Source organism: Paenibacillus sp. CFBP 13594 (genome assembly GCF_014842675.1).
Lineage (GTDB): Bacteria > Bacillota > Bacilli > Paenibacillales > Paenibacillaceae > Paenibacillus > Paenibacillus amylolyticus_B.
Map to the genome: position 1 here is coordinate 82,590 of NZ_JACYVQ010000010.1, position 22,448 is coordinate 105,037.

At 47.2% G+C, this 22,448-nt stretch carries 21 protein-coding genes; 16 read left to right on the plus strand and 5 right to left on the minus strand.

What is annotated here, in order from left to right:
* Window positions 1–103 precede the first annotated feature (103 nt).
* From IFU39_RS26050 to IFU39_RS26060, 3 genes are all read left to right on the plus strand, one after another.
* Complete coding sequence (locus IFU39_RS26050) at window positions 104–943, plus strand: AraC family transcriptional regulator (RefSeq protein WP_105601954.1); 840 nt, start codon at window positions 104–106, stop codon at window positions 941–943.
* Window positions 944–1,049: 106 nt separating this feature from the next.
* On the plus strand, window positions 1,050–1,460 hold the full coding sequence (locus IFU39_RS26055; RefSeq protein ID WP_091019160.1) for an RrF2 family transcriptional regulator: 411 nt from the start codon (window positions 1,050–1,052) through the stop codon (window positions 1,458–1,460).
* Window positions 1,461–1,674: 214 nt separating this feature from the next.
* Window positions 1,675–2,124, plus strand: coding sequence for a nuclear transport factor 2 family protein (locus IFU39_RS26060; protein WP_074096526.1), 450 nt, complete (start codon window positions 1,675–1,677; stop codon window positions 2,122–2,124).
* Between the two features lie 202 nt (window positions 2,125–2,326).
* Here IFU39_RS26060 and IFU39_RS26065 read toward each other — a convergent pair whose 3' ends face one another.
* Window positions 2,327–3,706, minus strand: coding sequence for an MFS transporter (locus tag IFU39_RS26065; protein ID WP_105601953.1), 1,380 nt, complete (start codon window positions 3,704–3,706; stop codon window positions 2,327–2,329).
* Window positions 3,707–3,911: 205 nt separating this feature from the next.
* Between IFU39_RS26065 and IFU39_RS26070 the strand changes: the two genes are divergently transcribed.
* From IFU39_RS26070 to IFU39_RS26090, 5 genes are all read left to right on the plus strand, one after another.
* The gene (locus tag IFU39_RS26070; RefSeq protein WP_105601952.1) at window positions 3,912–4,235 is read left to right on the plus strand and encodes an ArsR/SmtB family transcription factor; all 324 of its coding nucleotides are present in this window, start codon (window positions 3,912–3,914) and stop codon (window positions 4,233–4,235) included.
* Window positions 4,236–4,485: 250 nt separating this feature from the next.
* A complete protein-coding gene (locus IFU39_RS26075) occupies window positions 4,486–4,674 on the plus strand; it encodes a hypothetical protein (RefSeq protein ID WP_074096524.1) in 189 nt (62 codons plus the stop codon).
* A gap of 83 nt (window positions 4,675–4,757) precedes the next feature.
* Window positions 4,758–5,657, plus strand: a complete 900-nt coding sequence (locus tag IFU39_RS26080) for a helix-turn-helix transcriptional regulator (RefSeq protein ID WP_105601950.1) — start codon at window positions 4,758–4,760, stop codon at window positions 5,655–5,657.
* A gap of 98 nt (window positions 5,658–5,755) precedes the next feature.
* A complete protein-coding gene (locus IFU39_RS26085; protein ID WP_244661127.1) occupies window positions 5,756–6,754 on the plus strand; it encodes a C39 family peptidase in 999 nt (332 codons plus the stop codon).
* Between the two features lie 27 nt (window positions 6,755–6,781).
* Window positions 6,782–7,801, plus strand: a complete 1,020-nt coding sequence (locus tag IFU39_RS26090) for a hypothetical protein (protein ID WP_192135721.1) — start codon at window positions 6,782–6,784, stop codon at window positions 7,799–7,801.
* An 83-nt stretch (window positions 7,802–7,884) separates the two neighbouring features.
* Here the strand turns inward: IFU39_RS26090 and IFU39_RS26095 are convergent, their stop codons facing one another.
* The gene (locus tag IFU39_RS26095; RefSeq protein ID WP_192135723.1) at window positions 7,885–9,459 is read right to left on the minus strand and encodes an FAD-dependent monooxygenase; all 1,575 of its coding nucleotides are present in this window, start codon (window positions 9,457–9,459) and stop codon (window positions 7,885–7,887) included.
* Window positions 9,460–9,682: 223 nt separating this feature from the next.
* Between IFU39_RS26095 and IFU39_RS26100 the strand changes: the two genes are divergently transcribed.
* Both IFU39_RS26100 and IFU39_RS26105 read left to right on the plus strand, forming a co-directional pair.
* A complete protein-coding gene (locus IFU39_RS26100) occupies window positions 9,683–10,399 on the plus strand; it encodes a MarR family transcriptional regulator (protein ID WP_192135725.1) in 717 nt (238 codons plus the stop codon).
* A gap of 281 nt (window positions 10,400–10,680) precedes the next feature.
* On the plus strand, window positions 10,681–10,872 hold the full coding sequence (locus IFU39_RS26105) for an aspartyl-phosphate phosphatase Spo0E family protein (RefSeq protein WP_192135727.1): 192 nt from the start codon (window positions 10,681–10,683) through the stop codon (window positions 10,870–10,872).
* Window positions 10,873–10,931: 59 nt separating this feature from the next.
* Here IFU39_RS26105 and IFU39_RS26110 read toward each other — a convergent pair whose 3' ends face one another.
* Together IFU39_RS26110 and IFU39_RS26115 are read right to left on the minus strand one after the other, a co-directional pair.
* On the minus strand, window positions 10,932–11,810 hold the full coding sequence (locus IFU39_RS26110) for a carbohydrate ABC transporter permease (RefSeq protein WP_017692164.1): 879 nt from the start codon (window positions 11,808–11,810) through the stop codon (window positions 10,932–10,934).
* Between the two features lie 34 nt (window positions 11,811–11,844).
* Window positions 11,845–12,765 (minus strand): ABC transporter permease, encoded by a 921-nt coding sequence (locus IFU39_RS26115; RefSeq protein ID WP_124118238.1) that lies wholly within the window; start codon window positions 12,763–12,765, stop codon window positions 11,845–11,847.
* Between the two features lie 318 nt (window positions 12,766–13,083).
* On the opposite strand from IFU39_RS26115, the gene IFU39_RS26120 reads away from it, so the two are divergent.
* The 3 genes from IFU39_RS26120 (at window position 13,084) to IFU39_RS26130 (ending at window position 18,199) form a co-directional block, all read left to right on the plus strand.
* A complete protein-coding gene (locus IFU39_RS26120) occupies window positions 13,084–14,844 on the plus strand; it encodes a sensor histidine kinase (RefSeq protein ID WP_192135729.1) in 1,761 nt (586 codons plus the stop codon).
* Window positions 14,819–16,411 (plus strand): response regulator transcription factor, encoded by a 1,593-nt coding sequence (locus IFU39_RS26125; protein WP_192135731.1) that lies wholly within the window; start codon window positions 14,819–14,821, stop codon window positions 16,409–16,411. The genes IFU39_RS26120 and IFU39_RS26125 overlap by 26 nt, the downstream gene beginning before the upstream one ends.
* Window positions 16,412–16,546: 135 nt before the next feature.
* A complete protein-coding gene (locus IFU39_RS26130) occupies window positions 16,547–18,199 on the plus strand; it encodes an extracellular solute-binding protein (RefSeq protein WP_192135733.1) in 1,653 nt (550 codons plus the stop codon).
* A gap of 69 nt (window positions 18,200–18,268) precedes the next feature.
* Here IFU39_RS26130 and IFU39_RS26135 read toward each other — a convergent pair whose 3' ends face one another.
* A complete protein-coding gene (locus IFU39_RS26135; protein ID WP_091019186.1) occupies window positions 18,269–18,511 on the minus strand; it encodes a DUF7662 domain-containing protein in 243 nt (80 codons plus the stop codon).
* Window positions 18,512–18,842: 331 nt separating this feature from the next.
* Here IFU39_RS26135 and IFU39_RS26140 point away from each other — a divergent pair, with 331 nt between their 5' ends.
* The 3 genes from IFU39_RS26140 (at window position 18,843) to IFU39_RS26150 (ending at window position 22,417) form a co-directional block, all read left to right on the plus strand.
* Window positions 18,843–20,558: a DUF6138 family protein gene (locus IFU39_RS26140; protein WP_192135735.1), complete on the plus strand. Its 1,716-nt coding sequence runs from the start codon at window positions 18,843–18,845 to the stop codon at window positions 20,556–20,558.
* Between the two features lie 90 nt (window positions 20,559–20,648).
* Window positions 20,649–21,701 carry a hypothetical protein gene (locus IFU39_RS26145; RefSeq protein WP_192135737.1) on the plus strand — a complete coding sequence of 351 codons (1,053 nt, stop codon included), beginning with the start codon at window positions 20,649–20,651 and terminating at the stop codon, window positions 21,699–21,701.
* 35 nt (window positions 21,702–21,736) lie between these two features.
* Window positions 21,737–22,417, plus strand: a complete 681-nt coding sequence (locus IFU39_RS26150; protein ID WP_192135739.1) for a hypothetical protein — start codon at window positions 21,737–21,739, stop codon at window positions 22,415–22,417.
* Window positions 22,418–22,448 lie beyond the last annotated feature (31 nt).

Genomic DNA, 22,448 nt, shown 5'->3' on the forward strand with positions numbered 1-22,448 from the left:
GTGTATAAATGTATATTGTGATTATAATGAATAGACCAGCGAATTAAAATGATAATATATTGAAGTTAGTTAACACAATATTGTTGATCAAGGAGAACCGGCTATGATGAGACAAATCGTATTGCTTACCCTGCAGGATATTCCATATTTTTGTTATCCCGAGTCCGTTGGACATTATATGGACCACGTCCAGCATTCCGTGTTGCGTGAGGCTGGCGCACTGAACAACTTTAATATTCACTACGTCGCTTCGGGCAAGGGATATGTGGAAGTGGACGGAGTGGTGCATGAGCTTCGCGCAGGTCAGGCGTTTCTCTATTTCCCGCAGCAGCGGCAACATTATTATAGTAGTGAAGATGATCCATGGGATGTACGATGGGTTCATTTTTACGGTGAACGTCTGCATGATTATATGATCGAGCGGGGGTTACACCGCAATCTATTGTGGACACTGCGGCAACGCAGCTCTTGGGAAGAGGCTCATCTGGCCTTGCTCACTGAAGCGGAACAGAACACAATGCTGCGTCCGGCTCAGCTATCCACACTGACCTATGCCGTACTCGCCGAGTTCGTGCAGCATGCAGTACCTTTAAAGAGCACACGTACCACAAGTAAGGCGGAGAGTCGGGTTCTTGCACTTCTTCCACAGATGCAACAAGAGGCCTGTCAACCTTTCCTGTTACAGGACTGGGCGGATCTCGCAGGTGTGAGTTCGTATTACTTTTGCAAAATGTTCAAGAGTGCTGTAGAGATGACACCTATGGAGTTTATCACTCGTTCACGACTACAGATGGCGAAGCAATGGTTACTCGAACGGCCTACGGCCAACATTGGACAAATCGCGGAGGAAGCGGGGTATCCCAATGCCAGTTATTTTAACCGCCAGTTCATGGCTCATGAGGGGATGACACCTACGGATTATCGCGGATTGTATCACAATTAACCCGTATCCTTTCGATGTTGCCAGCGCTTGAAGAGTAGTGGTTTGACAGAGAGCTCAATCAAGTCTATTATGGATAAATTAAATCCGTGTATAATGAGGTGCCCTCATGAAATATTCAAAAGCAACAAATTATGCTTTGCATACCATGCTTCATCTTGTAAGTACTGCCCCCGAACAGCTGGTTAGTGTCCACCAACTTGCAGAATTGCAGAAGGTATCACCAACCTATTTGTCCAAAATATTGACCAAATTGGTTAAGGCGGGCATGATCGAATCCACATCCGGTGCCAATGGTGGTTACCGGCTTAGTCGTAAAAATCCCGATCCTTCTTTCCTGGAGATCATTCATGCGATTGAAGGTCAGGCGTCCCTGTTCGAATGTTCCCAGAATCATAACGCAGGCTGCTTGATCCAGCAGGTGATGGTGCAGGCGGAAGAAGAGATGGAAAGTTTTTTGAACAATAAGAAAATGTCAGAACTCGCTTCCCAGATGAAGAGTTGGAGTGCACAGCAGTAGCTTGGGGATAGAAGTGAGGCTTGAATTGATGGGAATAACTCGTCTGGCACATAGGTATATCCAGATCTTTCCCCAACCTCGCGAGAGGTAAGGAAAGATTTTTTTGTATCATTGTACCTAATAGAAGGCGAATGGTACAATAAGGAAGGTATAGTATGCATACATACATGATCCTAATCTTACATCACATTTTACATCTCTGGAGGGACAACACATGAGCCAATCAACGATCACAGGACTGGAACAATTGCTCGCGCTGGAAAACATTCGGAATACCAAGGCACGTTATTGCCGCTATATTGATACGAAACAGTGGGATACCTTGGGTGATGTGTTTGCTCCGGATGCCGTGGCCGATTTCAGCACAGAAGGCAATCCAATTCCGGTATTAACAGGCCGTGATACGATCGTACAAGTATTCCGTGATCTGGTGGATGTTGCCGTAACCGTGCATCATGTACATAGCGCCGAAGTTGAATTTGTATCCGAGAATGAAGCGAAGGTCATCTCCCCAATGGAAGATTGGGTAACGTTCCCGGAGGGCAATGAGAACAAATCCTTCCACGGATTTGGGCACTACCATGAAACTTTTGTCAAAATCGACGGCCAGTGGTACATCAAACATACAAGTTTGAAACGTCTTCGTTTGGACCTGTTTGAATAGTATACTCAGTTTAGAAGAATAGAGAAGTTGGTCAACCATAAAATAATAGCCCCGAGGAGCGTGATGAACGCATCCTTGGGGCTTTTTTGTGTTAGTGGAAGAGGGCAGCTGACACATGTATCATGCATAGAAAATAGGTAGAAAAAAAGCCAGGTTCAGAACCCGGGGGCCCCTTCCTGACTTCTTTTGGTTAAATATAATGTTAAATCCGGTTACTTGTTTTCGTGACTTTCCGTGACTGCATTCTTAGATACACCTGAGAGAAAATAACCGATGCGACTGCGACCGCAGTCATGCCCCAGAAAATATTGGTGTACGCTGAGGATAGCGGCATGTTTTGCATCGCCGTTAATGCTACGCCAGTAACAGCAACGCTGAAGGCACCACTGAAGAACTGACTAAGTTGGAACAGTCCCATGCCTGCGCCCACCTGATCCATGGTCAGGTTACCAGACAATTCATTGGACACGCTGGTGGTCAGCGATGAGAAACCAACGCTGAGCAGGACATACACAGCCATAATAGCGTAGATGTTATTGTCTGCAAATAAGGCGAACAATCCGGCAGCGGCCAGTAGCAACCATGGTGCAAATTTCAACAGCAACGTATTGCCATGTCGGTCAATCATGCGGCCGATCCGGTTGGACAGCAGCATGGACACAACTGCACCGGGGAAGATGACGAGTCCGGATTGAGCAGGTGTGAGTCCGTATAGATGAGCCAAAATTTGAGGTAACAGGAACAACGTTGAGAAGTTATTAATGTACGATACAATCCCCAGCGAGCTGAGCATCATATATTTTTTGTCTTTGAACAAAGCAGGTTGAACAAACGGATCTGCCGCGCGCCGAATTCGGAGCCAGAACAGAAGCAGTGCCGCAGCACCGATAACAAGCGTGAACCACTGACGGGAAGTCAGGAATAACAGCACACCGGTAGTACCGATGGCAAGAAGCACGGCACCCAGCAGGTCAAATGAACCTTTTTGCGGTGTTTCCCGAGGAAGCAGTTTGAAGAATACAGGAATCAAGAATAACGTTAATCCCGTAACGATAAACAGATCATGCCATCCCAGAAATTGTGTGATACTTCCGCCAATGACGGGACCAAGTCCAAGCCCAAGTGAACTCGCGGACATGATGACAGCCATCGATTTACCCCGGCGATCATGTGGAATGTACCGGGTAATCAGCACAATGGCAAGCCCCGGAACCGATGCAGCACCCGCAGCCTGGATCAGACGTGCAATGAGCAAAATGATGAAATGATTACTGAAGAACCCGAGTACCGATGCAGCACCAAGTAACGTAAGCCCGGTCGTGAATAATGTACGAATAGGTATGAAATCCGATAGACGTGAGAACGTAATCGAGGAAATGGCAAATACGATGGAATACCCTGTAACAATCCATGAGGAAGCGACGGATGTAAGCATAAATTCGGCTGCAATTTTGGGTAGGGCCAGATTAAACATCATTGTATTCATAACAACGAGTACAACGGTGAAGCCAAGCAAGCTTACAATTAATCCTTCCTGTATTCCGGTCCGTTCCCCTGATGATGCGGTTGCGGTGTTGTTCATAAAAACCTCCTAAAGTGATGTGTATTTCGCAACATTTCAGAAACGGTGTGTAACATTTGCAAAATGTAGTATGATGTCAATCCCGTGCCTGACAGCAGGGGTTTCATAACGAAATCATTAAAGTTCGATTGGTGTCGAACATTAGAAATATATCATGGATCTGTGTTAGAATACAATGCATAGTCTGAAAAAAGGAGACTACCGTATGAAAATTTTACATCATCCACAGGTGTCAGATATTGAACTTTCCTCCGTACTGTATGCGCTGAGTGACCCGACTCGCCTTGGGATTGTTGCGGAAGCAGCCAGAAGCGGAGAGCAACCGTGCAGTCATTTTCATGCACCTGTTGTGAAGTCAACGATGTCACACCACATTCGCACTCTGCGGGAAGCCGGAGTTATTCGGGTCAGAGTGCAGGGTACACAGCATTTTCTCACCCTGCGATCCGATGATTTGGAAACGCGCTTTCCAGGACTCCTGCAACCGTTATTGCAGGCCGCAGCTCAGTCGAGCACAGATCTTTCCTAAATGTTGTCCTTTCTTCAGGTCGAAGAGGGGACATTTTTTATTTTCTAATACGGCATGTTCAAAAAGTTAACGATTCAGCACCGAGAAGGTGAACGCAAGATTCGATGTCGAGTTCGCTTCTTGGGCTACTTCGTGATCAATTGGGGACTTTTTGAACAACCTTTAAAACTGATGCGACATTCTGTGTCGTACCATGCCCTATATAATAACGGTGAACACACAAACCATATCGAAAAGAGGTTCACAACCATTGGCAAAAACCAAAAGAGGACGCGTCTTGTGGAGTCTTCCTTCCAGGGGCCGGGGAACATGCCCGGTGTGCAGCAGTACCCGAATTAAATTGTTGTATACGCAAACAAAAACAGACGGTACAAGTCTGAAAGTATGCAAGAAATGCTTCAAAGCCGTGCAATCCAGAGTGGATAAGGCACATGTATAACATAACTGGCCTGTTCTTCGGAACGGGCCATGTCTTTTGATATAATCGAATATATTAGGAATGGATGAGATGGGGGCGGGAAGATGAGTAACATGCATCGGATTCACTGGTTTGACGAACAGATTCGGGGTGGACGTTTTCCGAATAGCAGCTGGCTTGCCCGTGAATTTGAAATCTCCCGTCGTCAGGCTCAGCGTGATATTGAATATATGGCAAACTCCCTGCGCGCCCCCTTGGTATATATGGCGAAATATCGGGGCTATTGTTACGAGGATCAGACCTTTCGATTGCCCCATTTATATATGACAGAAGAAGAGCAACGTGTGCTGAAATATTTGGCACACCGCTATCGACATTACGATTATGATCAATCGGACGCGGTGAAACGTGTAGCGCATTTACTGGAGCGTTTTACGTTGGAGGAACAACAGATGGGGAGTGGTGCGCTTCCGGTGTTTTCGGCGCAACCGAAGCAGCTGCAATTCTTTGAATTGTTGTCCCACGCCATAACTGACTTGCGCAGAGTACATATTCATTACAGGGATCACGATGGAGAACGGCAGTTTTCCTTGTGTCCATTAAAGATGATATCCCAGTTTAACGCCGATTACGTGGTGGGTTATGAAGCAGATCCTGTGCAGCAAGTGGCGATTCGCTTGGAGGGCATAGTTCATGTATCGATCTCGGATGATAGATTTGAGTACAGGTCAGATGCCCTCCTAGGTGGATGGGAAGAACCACTGCCTGTGCGTAAACCGTTTGTAGCTGAGATTCGCTTGAAGGAATTGCAGCAAATGGACCTATGGCAAGGGTATCGTATTCGGGCTAGGCAAGATCTGATTTATTCGATTGAATTTTATGACACGGAGGCTTTCTTACAGCATTTGTTTATTAGCGAATGGGAGGAACTTTTGTCTCCTGGGTGGCTTAGACGCAAGCTTCAGCAAAGCGCAGAAGGGTTGATCCACAGGCTTGGAACATAGAGTGATTCTGTAAACAGGCAACAAACGAGCAGATTAAGAGCAAGCTGCTGTTTCTCGTAAATACATCAGGAAAACCACCATGGAGAGGAGCTTTTCCCTTGGCTGAAGTCGTGTTAGATAACCTCATCATGAAGCGGGAGTCCAAATCGTACGTGGATAGTCTGCATGCGATACTAACCCATACAGGCCAGTTTCAAGGTTCCAAGGTTGTACTTGCCGGATATACGGGCATGGCTTTCAAGCTGGCGGTGCATCGCAGACTACTTTCCATGTCGGTTACAGCGTATGGACAATGGGGGGAAGCACATCGTCCGGGAGTCGATAACCTGGGAATATTTACGGTCTGGGATGGGGGACGTACACGTCATTCCACGTTTGGTTATTACCAGCAGGATGCAGTGAATTGGGTGAGACGGAGTATTGATGAAGGAACTGGTGTGATTTACTGGATTCCTGAGTTCGGTGTTATTCATGGATATGATGACCGGGACCGCATCTTTTATGTGCAGGACGGATGGAGCAAGGAACCGCAGATTTTGTTGTATGACAATTTCGGCTTAAACTTTACCGGATTTTGGTATTGTCAGGTGTTTGGTGATCAGGTCCGCATCCCTGAACAGCAGATGCTGCTGGAATCCCTGAGACTGGCGATTGAGGATTGGGATCTTCCCTATCGTCTGTTACCTGATCAGAATATTGCTTCAGGTAGAAAGGCATATGATGTGTGGGTGCAGGCCCTGCGGAGTGGGGATTTCGATGAATCCGGTGCAGGTTATATCTTGGAATCCTTCTGCCATTCGCGAACCGAAATAAGGATGTATTTGCAGGGTGTTCGAGAGATATGGAACGAACTGGACCATGCTTGTGCATGTTATGAACAGCTTGGGACGTTAATTGACCAAATGAAAGGATATATGGTTCAGCAGGAGAATAGACGTGTCTTGCGACCAGACACCACAGAAGATTTAGCACAGGTACTCGTGAAGGCGAAAGCATTGGAAGAGCAGGCTATTGATTATTTTCGAGTGATATCCAGGAAGTATCCTGACCGTAAAAGGTCCACTATACCACGGTGGGGAGCACATTCCGCACGATAGGATGAGAGAGGAAGGGTGTGAAGGGTGATGGCGACAAAAGTAGTATTGCAGGACTGGATTCGATCCTCGCAAGCTGTGAATTCTGCTGATGAATGTAGATCATGGAGCGGTGTAAGCGCGTATACAGATGCGTTGTTTCGCATTTTATTACATAAACAGTGGACGGTTTTCCCACACCACATGATTGCAGGTATGACAGCAAGTGCATTCCGATTAGTGGTGGATCGGCGTCTGACGTCAGAATCAATTTCGGCTTACAACTGGATGGCAGAGAACTTTGTCGCAGCAGACTTCATTGGTGTGACAACGGGACAACATGGTGGATTTTCATTTGAACCGACTTTTCCGCTCTATCAGAAGCAGGCTCTGCTGGATATTAAAGCTTCCATTGACCGAGGCATAGGTGCAATTCTCTGGCACGATCAATTTGTCATTGTTATTGGCTATGATGATGTGGAACGGGTGCTGTTCATCTGTAAAAGTAATGGGAATGAAGTCATTCGTCTGCCCTATGATTCGTTAGGGAGAAACAGTACACCCTACTGGTATTATCAGGTGCTGGAAGCCTGTGCACCCATAGATCTATGGGAAGTCTGCAAGGAATCGTTAATCCAGGCCGTGTACAAATGGGAAACCCATGACTATATGCTGCCGCCCCAAGATTATGCCTGTGGAGCGGCAGCGTATGACGCTATTGCCGCTGTTTTGCAGTCAGGAACATATGACACAGAACAAGCGGCAGCTGTACTTCGCTATTATGCCAAATCAAGATTGGATATTGCCTCTTATGTTGCAGGACTTAAGCATCTGTCTATTCAAATGGATCAGGTAATAAACGAGTATGAGCTGCTCGCAAACCTGTATACAATGATCGTTGAGGTGATAGATGACTCCATCTCTTGGGATTCGAGAGAACCGGAATGTGTGCAAAGGGTAATTGAGCTTATCCGGAAGGCAGGGGCTACGGAACAACGTGCCATTGATGCCATTAAACGTGCCTTTCCAGAGACGATAGGCAATCGTTTTGACGACGTAGGCTTGAGGTGAATGAAGCATGCAGTTCCTCTGATGTGGCACCCCGGCCCGGAGTCTGCATTTGATGCTTAAAGCGCAGTTTAAATATTTCTCACTTAACGTGGTGGGGTAACCATGCTGACCGCATTCTCAAATTCCGCCTGCCAGTCGCCCTTGATGATGCTGCCGATGTAACCATCGGGTCGAATCAGTACTAGCGTATCATCGCTGATGCCATAGATCTCGGTCAGTTTTTGGGTGGTATCGTTGATAACATTCTGTTCGGCTTCATTGCCGAGACTAACGATGTATCTGTGTAATTTGGCACCGCTGGTTGGCCAGATCAGCTCTGGGAGAATATTAGAGGCATTGGCTCCAAAGGCAAGCAATGTGAATTGCGGTCCACGAAGGATCTCAAATAGTCGTCTTACACCGCCTGGGCCGATGCATGGAGCATCGGGAGCTCGACCTCCGACCTGAAGTGACTTGGTCGTTGATGCATTCTGAGAGCTAAGTGGTCCACCATGATACGATAATAAGAGCTGTCGTTCTTCGTCACCACGTTTGAGACTGGCGAGACGTTTATTATCGAGCTTGGCGTACAACTCGCTGGATTTTCCAAGAACGCGTGCGGCTATGGGTTGACGTTCCGCTTCGTAACTGTCAAGCAGGCGATCAGGTGCGCCGGCAATAACCTGACCTATTTTCCAGCCGAGGTTGTAAGCGTCTTGTACACCGGTATTGAGTCCTTGTGCACCGGCTGGGGTATGGACGTGGGCCGCATCGCCTGCAAGGAAGACACGATCTGACCGATAGTGCTCAGCCAGTCGCACGTTGGGACGGAATACGGAACTCCAGGTAATGTCGTAGAGGCGGAAACCAGTAAGCTTGTGGAACTGAGCGGCCAATACAGCCTCATTCAAGTCTGGATTCTCGTCTGCTCCTAACCTGATCATGACTTGGAACTGTTGGGAGTGTGGCAATGGACATGCTCCGACAAATTTACCTTTTGTGTGTGGCCACATATGCCAACGACTGCGAGACAAGCCATCTATCGTGCCATCAATGATAAGCATACGATCTGATTCGTTGGTCTCTCCGATAAATCGAATACCTGTACCTTTACGAACGGTGCTGGAACCTCCGTCTGCCCCCACCAGATATCTGCTGCGAATCTTTTCCCCTGTAGAGAGCGTCACCGTCACCCCATGGGCATCCTGTTCAAAAGAATCCACCGCGTTGTTAAATTCAATATTTAGCCCCTGACGTTTGAGCAGGCGGTGCAGGATGGCATCCGTGCGGTGTTGAGCCAGCAGAAGAATATTCGGATAGGGCACATCTGGTGTAGGTTTATTTCGCTGCTGCATGCGCCACGGCACAGTGATCGGACCTAGATGGATACCTGCAAGCGGATAAGAACTTCCCTCTGTATGAGCATCACTCAGCACGCCGAAATCTTCCAAGACCTCCTGGGTTCGCGGCTGTAATCCCTTGGCACGAGAACCCTTAAAGGCATGTGGAGCCTTGTCGATCAGCCGGACACGAAGGCCGCGGCGCAAAAGATCTGCTGCTAATGTAGATCCGGTCGGGCCAGCACCTGCAACCAATACGTCGATATCGTAATCTTCCCTTGATGGACTCACACCCGGTTGTTCCTTCTCTTGCGATGGCTTGAATCGTATATCTGTCATTTGTAATGTTCCTCTCTAAATTGGGGCTAAAATAAAGTTCTGTTTTTCTTTAATAAAGGATCATGAAGCGCTCGACTTATTGTTTCTGAGAAACAATAAGTTTCCTTGCAACAATATTAGTTTAAATTCTGTTCTTTTGTCAACATTGTTTCCTTGGAAACTTTAATTGCGGACCTTTCCTTGATATACTGGGATGAAGTTCATTAGTGTTGGGGGAAAAAGGATGATCAAGCCATCAAACAATCACAATAAAGAGCACTTGATCAATGAAGTGCTGGAAGCTGTGAGAGACATACAGATTAAATTCCAAGCGGAAGATGACGAAGAGAAGGAATGGCTGCTTAAGAACAGCCCTAATTCGGAAGTTCAAGAGTTAGTCCAAGAAATGACGGTTACTATGCTGCATGTGCTGGATGCGATCGGAACACTTGAACCTGTAAATGGCATAACCATCTCAAAGCAATTCGGCTTTTCCAAAGGCACAGTTTCCAAAATCACCAAAAAGCTGGTGCAGAAAAATATCATTCTGCCTGAATACCTACCAGATAATAAGAAAGAAGTATTATTTCGCATGACAGAACTGGGTCAAGACATCTATCGTTTGCATCAAGCCATGCATCAACAAATTGATCTTGGCGCAAATCGTTTTTTGCAGCGATATACCGAAGATGAATTGCAGTTCTTAGTGCATGCTCTCCGTGACACCGCGCATACCTCCTGGTTCCATTCGGAAAAAGACAGTCCATCCATGGTTACTAGTGAAGGGGGACCATATCCCGATGAAGCTTCAAACGATAATGATAATGAGAATGCGGAAGCAGTGACCATTAACGAGGAAATGAATGAAATTATGGGGATGCTTCATACGCTGAATTCCCGTGATCTGAAGAAGGCCAAGGCCGTTCTTGAGGACGTTTTCTTTACAAAATATGAGGATTAGCGTAAGTAAGCTGTTGAGTCTGCTCGTATTCATCTCGGCATGTGAAGCTGTTCTGGAAAAGATATAAACGCAAATAAACCGGACAGGCCGCAGCCGATCCGGTTTATTTGCATTGAACATATGTGTACATCAGTTCATATGATCCACGCTAATAATAACTTTTAAAAGAAAAATAACCAAAATTTTAATTTTGGGGTAATCCAAACCCCCTATTGTTCCGAATATTATATTAGATGGTCTTTTTTGGATGATGATATTCAAGGATAACAGGGGGCGGGAGTATGGTACATAATCCGGAAACCATTCAGGAATGTATCGAACATGCACGGCAAAGGCTCTACCAGATTGCTGATCAATATGCGGAACTATGGCATCCGGAGGTTATTCGCCAATCCATGGTGCTGGATGAATTGATTAATGAATATAACAACGCTGTTCGCGGCAGAAAAATTTCAAAACAACTGAAATCATGAGCTATAGAATGCACTTATAGAACGAAAAAGAATCCATAACGGGATTCCGTGTGTTTGCCTTACTCTTTTACCGCCCCGAGCACAATTCCCTTTACGAAGAAACGCTGCAAGAACGGATATACGAGCAGAATCGGCAGAGCGCCAATAAAGATCTGAGCCGCGTTCACCGTACGTTGAGACATGTTCTGGAGCTGCGTCGCATCCACGTTCATGTTGGAGAAATCCTGCTGCACGATTATGGTCTGCATTAACGTGGCGAGTGGATATTTGGAAGCATCATTCATATAGATCAGCCCGTCAAACCAGGAATTCCACTGACCTACCATCGTGAATAAAGAGATCGTCGCAATCGCTGGCATGGATACAGGCAGATAAATTTTGAACAGAGTCGTGATATGATTGGCCCCATCAATAAATGCAGCTTCTTCCAGCTCTTTCGGTACGTTGCGGAAAAAGTTCATCATCAGAATCAGGTTCCAAACAGCGACCGCTCCTGGCAAAATCAGTGCCCACATCGTATTAATCAGTCCAAGCTTCTGAATCAAAATATAGGACGGAATCAATCCCCCGCTGAACAGCATCGTGAAGATGAAAAACCATGCATATAACGAGCGCCCCTTGAAGTGCAGACTTTCCTTGGATAATGGATAAGCTGTTAGGAACACAAGTGTCATACTGAGCAGTGTGCCCAGAACCGTACGCTGGACTGAAATCCAGAGTGCACTGAGAAAGTTACTGTTACCAAATGTTTTGGTGTACGCGTCCACTGTAAAATCAATCGGCCAAAGTGTCACCAGATTGGCAGATGCTGCCGCCTTACCACTGAAGGAAACCGCCAGAATATGGACCAGCGGCAGGATGCACAGGATGGAGACGGCCGCGATGAATATCAGGTTAAAACCATTGAATATACGGTACCCGGTTGTTTTGTGATACACCTTGATTCCTCCTTAATGCATGATGCTAACCCTTTTAGAAAATACGATAATTGGCGATTTTGTACGCCATCCGGTACGCAGAGATGACCAGGAACATCGCGACAAATGATTTGAATAGTCCAACAGCGGTCGCAAAGCTCATTTTGCCATTCAGAATTCCCATCCGGTAGACAAAGGTATCGATAATATCACCTTTCTCATATACCAGCGGATTGTACAGGTTAAAGATCTGGTCAAAGCCTGCATTCAGGATATTGCCCAGCGATAACGTACCTACCACGATAATCATCGGTACAAGCGCAGGCAGGGTAATGTGTAATGTCTGTCTGAGCCGCGTTGCCCCATCTACCTCCGAAGCCTCGTACAATGCCGGGTTAATGCCCGCAAGTGCTGCCAGAAATACAATTGTTCCGAATCCAAATTCCTTCCATACATCACTGACAACCACAGTTACACGGAACCAGTCGCCATCCCCCAAAAAGAAAATCGGTTCAACGCCAGCCGCCGCCAGCACCTGGTTTACCAGTCCACCTTCCGGTGATAACATATCGAGCAGAATGCCGCCCAGGACAACCCAGGACAGGAAATGGGGCAGATACACCAAGGTCTGTGAGAAACGTTTGAACGTAGAGTTCCGAACCTCATTCAGTAAAATGGCGAACACCACAGGCGCGATAAGTCCGGCCACAATTTTCATTGAAGCGATCAGTACGGTGTTCCAGATGACCTGAACGCTGTCGGGATATTCGAACATGAACCGGAAGTTGTCCCAGCCCACCCATTTGGAGCCAGTGAACCCCAGCCACGGTTTAAAATCCTGAAAAGCAATAATAATGCCGCCCATGGGCACATAGGCGAACAGCAATGTGAGCAGTACAGCAGGCAGCAGCATCAGATGCAGCGGCCACGTGCGTTTGAAATTCCAGCGGGTACGTTTGCGTGGATGGGGTGTCATTTTTCGCACCGGCGTATGGGTTGTTAACGGTTGTTCGATAGCCATCAGGGTCCCTCCTTTATCTCGTCCAACCCTGGCAACATAAGGCGAGAAAGCCTCTGCACAGAGTGGAGCAACTGAATTATAGCAACGGAAAAGGGCGGACTATAGAACAACATTTCAATGCGGATGTTGAAATATTAACTTGTTGATGGAAACAGAGAATTACAAGTTGCAGGAAAGCGGGCGAATATAAAATCAACTAGAAATGTAAGGGTTTTCAATATAAAATAGGACTTCGGTATAGAAGGACTTCAAATTCAGGGACAGGGTGAAACGATGAAATTCACAGTATTTGCGAAAACGGTCATTCTCTTAATCTGCCTGCTCGTACCCATTCTGCTGCTCTATACGTACGCGAACCAGGCAAATGTGGATATGGTCGTCGAAGAGAAACAGCAATCGAGTCTGAACCAGTTCAATTATTTCAGTTCACAGGTGGATAAAAATATCGAGCAGCTCTCGCTGTATGGCCTGACGTTGCTGCGAGATCCGAGTATTCTGCATTACCGTTACATGACGGACTCAACCAGCCAATATGAGAAAAACAGCATCTATCTGGATATTCTCGACAAATTATCGTTGTACCAGTCCACCAGCCGTTGGAAGAACGATATTACCATTGTGCTGCCGCAAGCGGAACTTGTGTTGTCCACCATGTCCAGCCGGACGGTCTACGATGAGAAGATGTTGACGTTTCCGCAACCAGGCCAATGGCAGCTGGAGAAAGGGAGTTTCACCTACTTTTTCACAGACAACTACGAGTGGAATGAAAAACCGGTGAACACAGGCGTGCGAACGGTAATGGAGATTAATTTTGACCCGATGAACGTGGTTGCCATGTTGGATGATTTCAAAGTGACACAGGGCGGAGATCCTTTCTTGCTCGTACCAGGTAATGATCCGTTGCTGAACCGTACGGCGGACCCTGAACTGGTCGAAGCGATCATGCGTGATATGCCTTTTAACGGGCCGGAGAGGGAAGGCAATCATCAGCTGGAGGTGGGCGACAAACAGTATATGGTCAGTTACGTGCACTCCAAACAACTGCAAGCAGTATATGTGAACCCGGTGGTGTTGGATGATCTGCTGAACCCGATGGATAAGAGCCGAAATATGTTTATTACCTCCATTTTGTTACTGCTCGTGCTCAGTATCGGGGCCGCACTGCTTTTGTATCGAAAAGTTCAGGTGCCCATCCACCGTTTGATGAGAGGGCTGCAGCAGATTCGTAAAGGGCAGCTGTCCACACGGATTCCAGTCGATCACTCCCGTGACGAATTCGCGTACCTGACCCAGAGCTTCAACCATATGGCGGAGCAGATTCAAGAATTGATCGAGAAAGTATACGAGGAACGTATCCGGTCACGGGAAGCCACACTGAAACATCTGCAGTCACAGATCAATCCGCATTTCCTGTACAACTGCCTGTTTTATATCAAAAATATGACCCAGCTCGGCAACCGGGAAGCGGTGATTGCCATGTCGCTAAGTCTGGGAGACTACTATCGTTACATTACGCGGGGCGAGAATGACATGACGACAGTGGAGGAAGAGATCCGACTGCTGGATCATTATCTGTCCATCCAGCAGATGCGGACCAACCGGCTGACCTACGAGATCGCCGTACCGCAGCAATTGATGCAGCTCCATATTCCGCGACTGCTCATTCAGCCTATTGTAGAAAATGCGGTGATCCACGGCATTGAGCCAATGGAAGGCAGTGGGCATGTTGTCGTAACGGGGATTGCGGTACCCGAACATATTGAGGGTCGCCAATATACCCGATATAGCCTGTTTGTTGACAATGATGGTGTCACGCTGACAGCGGAAGAGATAGCCGAATTGGAACGGGAGATCAATGAACCGATGGGCGAGGAGATTGGAACAGGCACGTGGAATGTGCATCAGCGTCTCGTTACGCGATATGGGCTGTCGTCCGGGCTTCATTTTGGAGCGATTCCCTATGGCGGACTTAGTGTAGAAATTCGATGGTTTGAGGAGGAACAACCGCATGATGAATCTAATGGTCGTGGATGATGAACATTCGGCAGTAGAGTCGATCGCTGTCTCCATACCGTGGAGAGAACACGGGATTGGTCAGGTATTCAAAGCCTATTCTGTCAAAGAGGCATTGGAACATATGGCAGCACACCAGGTCCATATTATTATCACGGATATCCGCATGCCGGGTCTGTCCGGTCTGGATCTGGTCAGTCACATCAGGCAAAAGTGGGGACAGACCAAATGTATTATTTTATCCGGGCATGCTTCCTTCGATTATGCGAAGCAGGCGCTTAAACATGGGACGGTCAGTTATCTGCTCAAACCGGTTCGAGATGAGGAACTGATCGAATCCGTGCAGCAGGCCGCCGTGCAGATTCGCCTGGAGGGTGAGAAACAAATGCTGCATCAGCGGGCCATGTATTCAGTGAGGGAACATCTGCCCGAGAAGCGGGCGGAGCTGATGAAGGATGTATTGTTAGGGCATAAATTTGCGGATGCTGAACTCGAAGGCAAGCTGGAGCAACTGGAGATCGGATTCCGTCCACAGGATAAAATGCAACTGTTGCTCATCCGTTATGATGACCATCAACCTACTCATAAAGCGTTTCGATTGATGAAGTACGCCATCTCGAATGTAGTGGAAGAGATCTACGGCAGTACCTATCACCTCTGCCATACGGATGACGCCTATGATGATCTGGTCTTTATGGCCAGCCCCAAACAAACCCAAGCCGAACCGGAAGTGCTAATGGGACGACTTGGAGAACGGTTGCTTCACAGTGTAAGGCAGTATCTGAACGCGACCATTTCCCTGTCCGTTAGTCGTATGGGACGTTTTCCAGATCAGGTGCCTCAGCTATATCATCAAGCCGTCAGTGCGCTTCGCAAGCAAGCCGATGCAGGCAAAGGACTACATCTGAATGCGGCAGCGGGAACCAATGCGGCCACGTTAAAGTCACTTGCGGCGCTGTATGAACCGCCGGGTCTGACGACGTTACTGGAAGCCGGACGCATGGAGGATGCACACCGTAAGATTGATCAGATCTTTGCCGAACTTTCGAACAGTGTGTTTCCGGAACATGTGTATGTGGCTTTTCATTATTTGGCGGCGGCATTCTCATATATGGCTCACCGGGAAGGAAGACAGTTAGCCGAAGTGCTTGGCGAGCAGTACCAGCAGCTGCTCAAGGATGGTTATGGCATCTCGCTGCGTAGTCTGGAAACGTGGACCAGAAGTGTGATGCAGCAGTGGGAAGAGAGCACAAGCGATGCGGGACAGGATGCCGGATCAACGCTGATTCGGCAGGTGCAGCACTGGATTGATCATCATCTAGGCGAGGATCTATCGTTGCAGGTCATTGCCGGAGAGGTGCATCTGCACCCGGTATATCTGTCGAAAATGTACAAACAATCCACGGGTGAAGGCATTAGTGATTATATTATCCGTTCCAGAATGGAACGTGCAGTTCATTTGCTCAAACATACAGCCATGAAGATCTATGAAGTCGGTCAGGAAGTGGGGTACAATAACACGCCTTATTTCATTCAGGTATTCCGCAAACATTATGGACTGACCCCGCAGGATTTTCGGAACGGTTAACAAATCGATATGAACATTGAAATTGTGATATATGTTTGCCTCCCCGGCTGCACTATCCTTTTCATGTAAGGTGCATTTGGCAACAATCCATTTGGCACAAGAGGGTATCCAAGTTACCTGAGGAGGGGTTAGTTCATGTATAGAAAAATGATGACGACATTGCTCGCAATCACGATGGTTGCCGTAACGGCATGCAGTTCGGGGGCCAAGGAAGAACCGACGAAGGAAGCCGCTGCGCCACTTGCTCTGCAAGACGGGAAGTATGAACCGGCGGTACAGATGAGTTATCTGCGGGCCTGGAATGATGATACGAAATTCAAAAATGGGGAAACAGCACAGAACAATGTGCATACCAAATGGGCCAGGGAACGACTTGGCATTGATCTGACCACACCGTGGGCCGTATCGGTGACCAATGATGCATTTTACACAAAATTGCGCTTATCGCTGTCCGCTAACGAAGAACTGCCGGATATCGTATCCATTCGGGGAGACTACAATCTGGTCCGGGAATTAATTGAGTCCGGCAAATTTGCGAATGCAGGCGAGCTGTTTGACAAGTATGCTTCGGACACATGGAAACAGGCATCTGAATCGGCGCCGGAGGAATGGTATCCATACATGTATGAGGGCGAGCGTTATGGCATTCCAATCTTCGATTATGCGTACAACGGCGATTCGGTCATGTTCATTCGGGAAGACTGGCTGAAGAAGCTGGGACTGGAAGAACCAAAAACCATGGATGAGCTGGTTACGGTCATGGATGCTTTTACAAATCAGGACCCGGATGGGAACGGCAAGAAAGATACGTATGGTCTGACCGTCGGCATGAAGAATGCACTTAATACCTGGATGACGGAATCCGGCTGGATCTTCGGCATGTACAACACGATGCCTGGACAGTGGAATGATGCCGGAGACGGAACACTGCAATATGGTTCCATTCAGCCAGGTGTGAAGGAAGGCCTTGCGACGATGAAGGATTGGTTGTCCAAAGGTTACCTGCCCAAAGAAGCTGGCGTTTATGACGAGATCAAGGCAGCAGAACTGTTTACCGCAGGTAAAGCAGGCATTATTGTGGGACCACACTGGATGCCGAACTGGCCGATTGATGATGTGAAGAAAAATGTGGATGGTGCCACGTACAAAGCCATTGCATTACCTACAGGGCCAACAGGTGAGAGCCACCAACATGGATCTGGTGCAAGTAACGGCGTTGTGCTGATTAACAAAGACATGGCGAACCCAGAGATTTTCTTCACGTATCAAAATTATCTGTTCGACAATTTTGCCAACCCGGAAGTGGGCAGCGAGTTCGAGCATGGATTTGCGCAAGGATATGACTATGACATCGTGGATGGAAAAGTTGTTGGTGAAGCTGAAGTGAAGGACGGCGTATCACCCCTCAAATATACAATTACGTATGATGGTGCCCGAATTCCGAATCTGATGATGGATACACTGGCGGAACTTGCGAAGGGCAAAGAGCCTGAGACTCCTTTTGAGAAAAATACGAAAATTGCCAACAAACCGGAAGTGTTTGTAGCCGCTGAAGTGGTCGTTGCGAATAAAGATAATGCGATCAAGAACAAGTTCACGGGAGCTCCAACCGAGACAATGAAAATGAAGAAGGATGCAATCGACAAGCTGGAGAAGGATACGTTCAGCAAGATCATCTATGGTCAGGTGGGCATTGAGGAATTTGATGCGTTTGTGACGAAGTGGAAATCCATGGGCGGGGATGATATTACCGCCGAAGTGAACGAGTGGTATAAGACAGTCAATTAAACAACAAAAGCAGGGTAGAACGATGAATGCATCGGATCTACCCTGCTTTTTTTTGTGTATCTCAAACATCTATGACTCGCCGCGGACAAACGTCACGTTTTTTCCTAAAATCACATTCTCTACCTTCCATCCGGCATTTAACCAAGATAGTGCCTGTGTATGATTATTGGAATTATTTACCCACCATTGTTCGCGATTATACGCTGTAGGGGGTAACGTAAATCCGAGAATTTCCTCAAGCTCTGCATATGTAAGGGTGATTGCAACCTGATTCAAATAGTTTTCCAAAGGGAAGTATTTGCTGTAGCTCATTTCGTCTGACCTCCTGAAAAGGAATACAATGATTATACAACGTGGGGATGATGATAGCGAGGGCATACCGAGAGCCTACATAGATGTGAAAGGCATCCGTAGATCTCTTTGACTAGGGCGTGTCTTAAATACCACTTATGGGCATCTTTCACCACCTTTTCTCCCCCTGCTGCCTTATTGTTCCCGGTGTACTTGAGAGAGTAAAATAATAGGTAGTATACGAACATCAATACGTATTTATAACAGAGATACCCCGGATTGATCCGGGATTCATAGAGGTTCATGTTTGGTTGATGAACATCATTAGATGCATGGGAAGGCAGGAGATCAGATGAGTACACTTTATGACCAGGCAATGGAAGAGATGATGACGACAATTCATGAATGGTTTGATGAACAGGAAAAGCGGGATGACTTGGAAAATGTTACGAAGCGAACTACGCTGCAAATAGGCATTTTCAATGATATTTTGCTGGATTATAGACCTGGACGGACTACAGTAGACAGTGTGGATCTGGGTTTGGATGATGGTCTGAAATCGAAGCAGGCAGGAGCCTTTACCGATGAACAGGTTCGTAATGAGATTGGACCTAAGCTTGTAGAGGTTGTTCAGGGAAGACTGGACAAGCTGGCAGATTCCCCGTTGATTGACTATCGATTTACCTTCCGTGGTAAATTCCCTACAACAGAAGGAAAGCTGCAACTGACTTTGCTGGAATATATCAATGAAGAGAAAAAGCAGCAGTTGCTTGAGCGTATTCATACATACATTGAGCAGAAGCTGGAGAACGGTGCATATCCAACAAAGCCGTTGGAATCCTTCTTTTTGACGCGTCATCTGCTTGATCCTACACTGTTTCCTGAACTGGATGTGGCATGGACCATCAGGCAGTATGACCGGATTCAAGAGTTGAATCAGGGTCGTCCGGAGGCACTTGCCGAGCATCGTGGTGATATTACTCGTGCGGTGACGGCATGGGCGGAGAATCAGTTTTTGCCACAATATTATGATGTGCAGTCTTCTGAATATCGTACCAATGAATATTCGCTTAAGCCAGGAGCGACGTTGGAATGGGATGTTGAATCACGGACAGACCAATCGTCGGATAAGATGCAGAAGGCGCAAATACCCGGGACTCACCCCATAGATCTGCTGTTATACGCGGCGGTGTTGATTCTACGATTTGAGCCGAATTATAGCAAAGCTCAAGGTCAGACTTTCCTGGAACTCGCGAAGCAACTCGGCAGCAGACGTGCGGGACTGATGATGACAGAAGGTAGCGGAACGTATGCGAAGGACGATATACATGTGAAAACGGAAGAAGTGGAATGCAAAGCAAATGATGTATTCGCTCTGATGACCATTCACATTCGTAAGGAAGAGCCCGGTGCCTATCAGCAGGCACTTACCTTTATCACTCATTTATTGAAACAGGGCTTTCCAAAAAGTTATAAGATCAAGCTCAAATCTGCCGTAAAGCAGTATTTGCCGATCAAAGGGCTCGCGAAGTCGGATACCCACCGATTCTTTGCCAATGCACTGGAGTACCCGGAGCTACGTCCACTCCTGGAAGAGTATGCGCGTGAGGCTATCCAGGAGTTCGAGTTTTATGAGGATACCGAGGGAGAGAAAAGCTGTATGCCAGGCAGTTATGCAACCTTTGGGCTGGGGCTCGTGGATGAGCGGTATTTCCCGCTGATTGAATATTACATGGGCGAAGTGGATGATGAGCATCAGTTAATTCAGGATAAGTTCATTGCGGCATTTGTGGAACAACAGGGTGTAACGGCTCAGTCCATACCTGTGTTAGTCGCCAGCTTGCGTCGTTCGACCGACAGTCTAAAGCTGAAGATTCAGAGTGAGCTGGAGAATGATGAAACACTCGAACTGCTGGTTAGACAGATTCAAGGACTTGAGCATTTTGAAGCGGAACGTGTACTCTACCCGATCTTCGGCAAAATGGAGAAGCTCACAACGCTCGCTCGCAAAGCGGAAGGAAGACGGAAGGAATTATTGCTGAAACTGTTGCAGGCCGCAGGGAAATAAAAATGTAAACAGGGCAAGTCAGATTGTGCTGTGCCAGCCAGTAAAGCATTTTAGAGAAGTGGAAGTGTATAAGTAAAGGTGGGGAGAGTTATGGAAGCATTAAGACGGGACATGTGGCAGGGGTTGAATGCTCAGGACAAAGAGGCCTGGATGCGTAAGCTGGTTCATCAGTTACCAGTTGGTATGCAATATGAGGGACTTGAAACATTTGAGCGATTCGGTCAGCGAATCGAGACAGGTGTGTTTACGAATGAGGAGGAGAGGTTTGTATTTGTACCTGGGGACCGCATAACCCTCGGCTGGGATCGTTGGACATATGGAATGAACGAAGAGACCTCAGCCGACCTGCATGAAACGGTCAGTGAGTATAGTGTGGAGGACGTGGATTCGTTTCTGGCGAGTCAAATGTCACCTGTAAGAACGGTCAACATTGCGCCGATGCTTGTTGAATGTGAACTGATCTCACTTGGCTGGATTGAAGTGTCCGAGGAGGAAGCCTTCGCGCAGGAAGATTCTGATTTTCCGGCAGCACTGGAGCAGTTTAAACAGTCGGAGATCCGTGAATATGAATTGCATCAACAATTCCGTCTGATTCGCCAAAGTGAAGACGAAGTGCGAATCCTGTGGTTCAACGAAGGAATAGAGTTGGAAGACGTTGTGAGGGAAGAAGCTGCGGCGGGTTTTGGTTTGCTGACCGAAGACGAATGGGAGTACATCTATGGCGGCGGTTGTCGCACATTATTTCCCTGGGGAGACAGCTTTGATTATACAATGAGATTGAAGCACTTTGGCAGTCTGGAAGGCGTGGATGAGATTGTGGATGGATCGGCAGAGACGGCCTCTTCACGAGTTGAAGAAAAGGATGATCGTGCTTATGATCTGGAACTGCCGAATTTCTTTGGCATAAAGTTTGCTGGTGATCCCTACAAATATGAGTTTACGCTAGATTCGGCTGGGGATGTGACGCCCAAAGGCGGAGACGGCGGGAGTCTGATATGTGGTGGTACAGGGCCGCTGGTTGGTTTCTTGCCTGCTGCTGCGGTATATTATCGAGACGTTAATGCCAGTGAACTCGACTGGGAGGATTTGATGGATGCGATGTACTATCGCAGGGTTGTTCGTTTAACGGACAGGACATTGTAGTTATGACGAAACGTATCTATCAAGGAAGAGCTATTATGGCGAACAATAAACGTTCAAAACCGTATGAAGTTTCATCTTATGTTATCTATGCAGTAGATGGTATTCGGCTGAGTGCAGGTATACTTGTCCTGTTTTTTCTTAATGTATTTCTGCTTATTCCCGTGTTCAGTGTCCCGTTCCAATCGCTGTATGCGTATATTCTCGTGCCACCGCTAGCCTTTATGAATATATGGGCGATTGCCCTGATTGTTGCCCCACGCAGACTCCAACTGAATTATGTACTGTTCCGAGGCGTATTTGGCATCGTTTGTTCTGTGGGATTTATGGTAACTATACAGAAGTTTGCCTACGGGACACTTGGTCTGTCGACACCTTGGTACGCCATTGGATCATTTGCGGTATATGGTTTTGCCTTATTCCAATACGTGAAGTTTCGTTTGCGTAGGTTGCAGCAGCCCCCTCAGCGTAAAAAAGGGGATAAGAGCACGGGTGTGCCTGTTACCACATTAACCATGATTACGGGCGGAGCATATCTTCTGGCCAATATTTCACTGGCCTTTGTTACACAGCAGACTGTGGTTGTTGTGCTAATGTCTGTATACATTATGCTGGCTCTTGTGGTGTTCCATTTTATCATGGACTTGCATCGGTATTACTGGCTTCGCCAAGTCATGAATAAGGCAGAGGTCTTTGAAGCAGAACTTGAGAATGCGTAACACACATCAAATCAGCCCCAGATCATAAAGT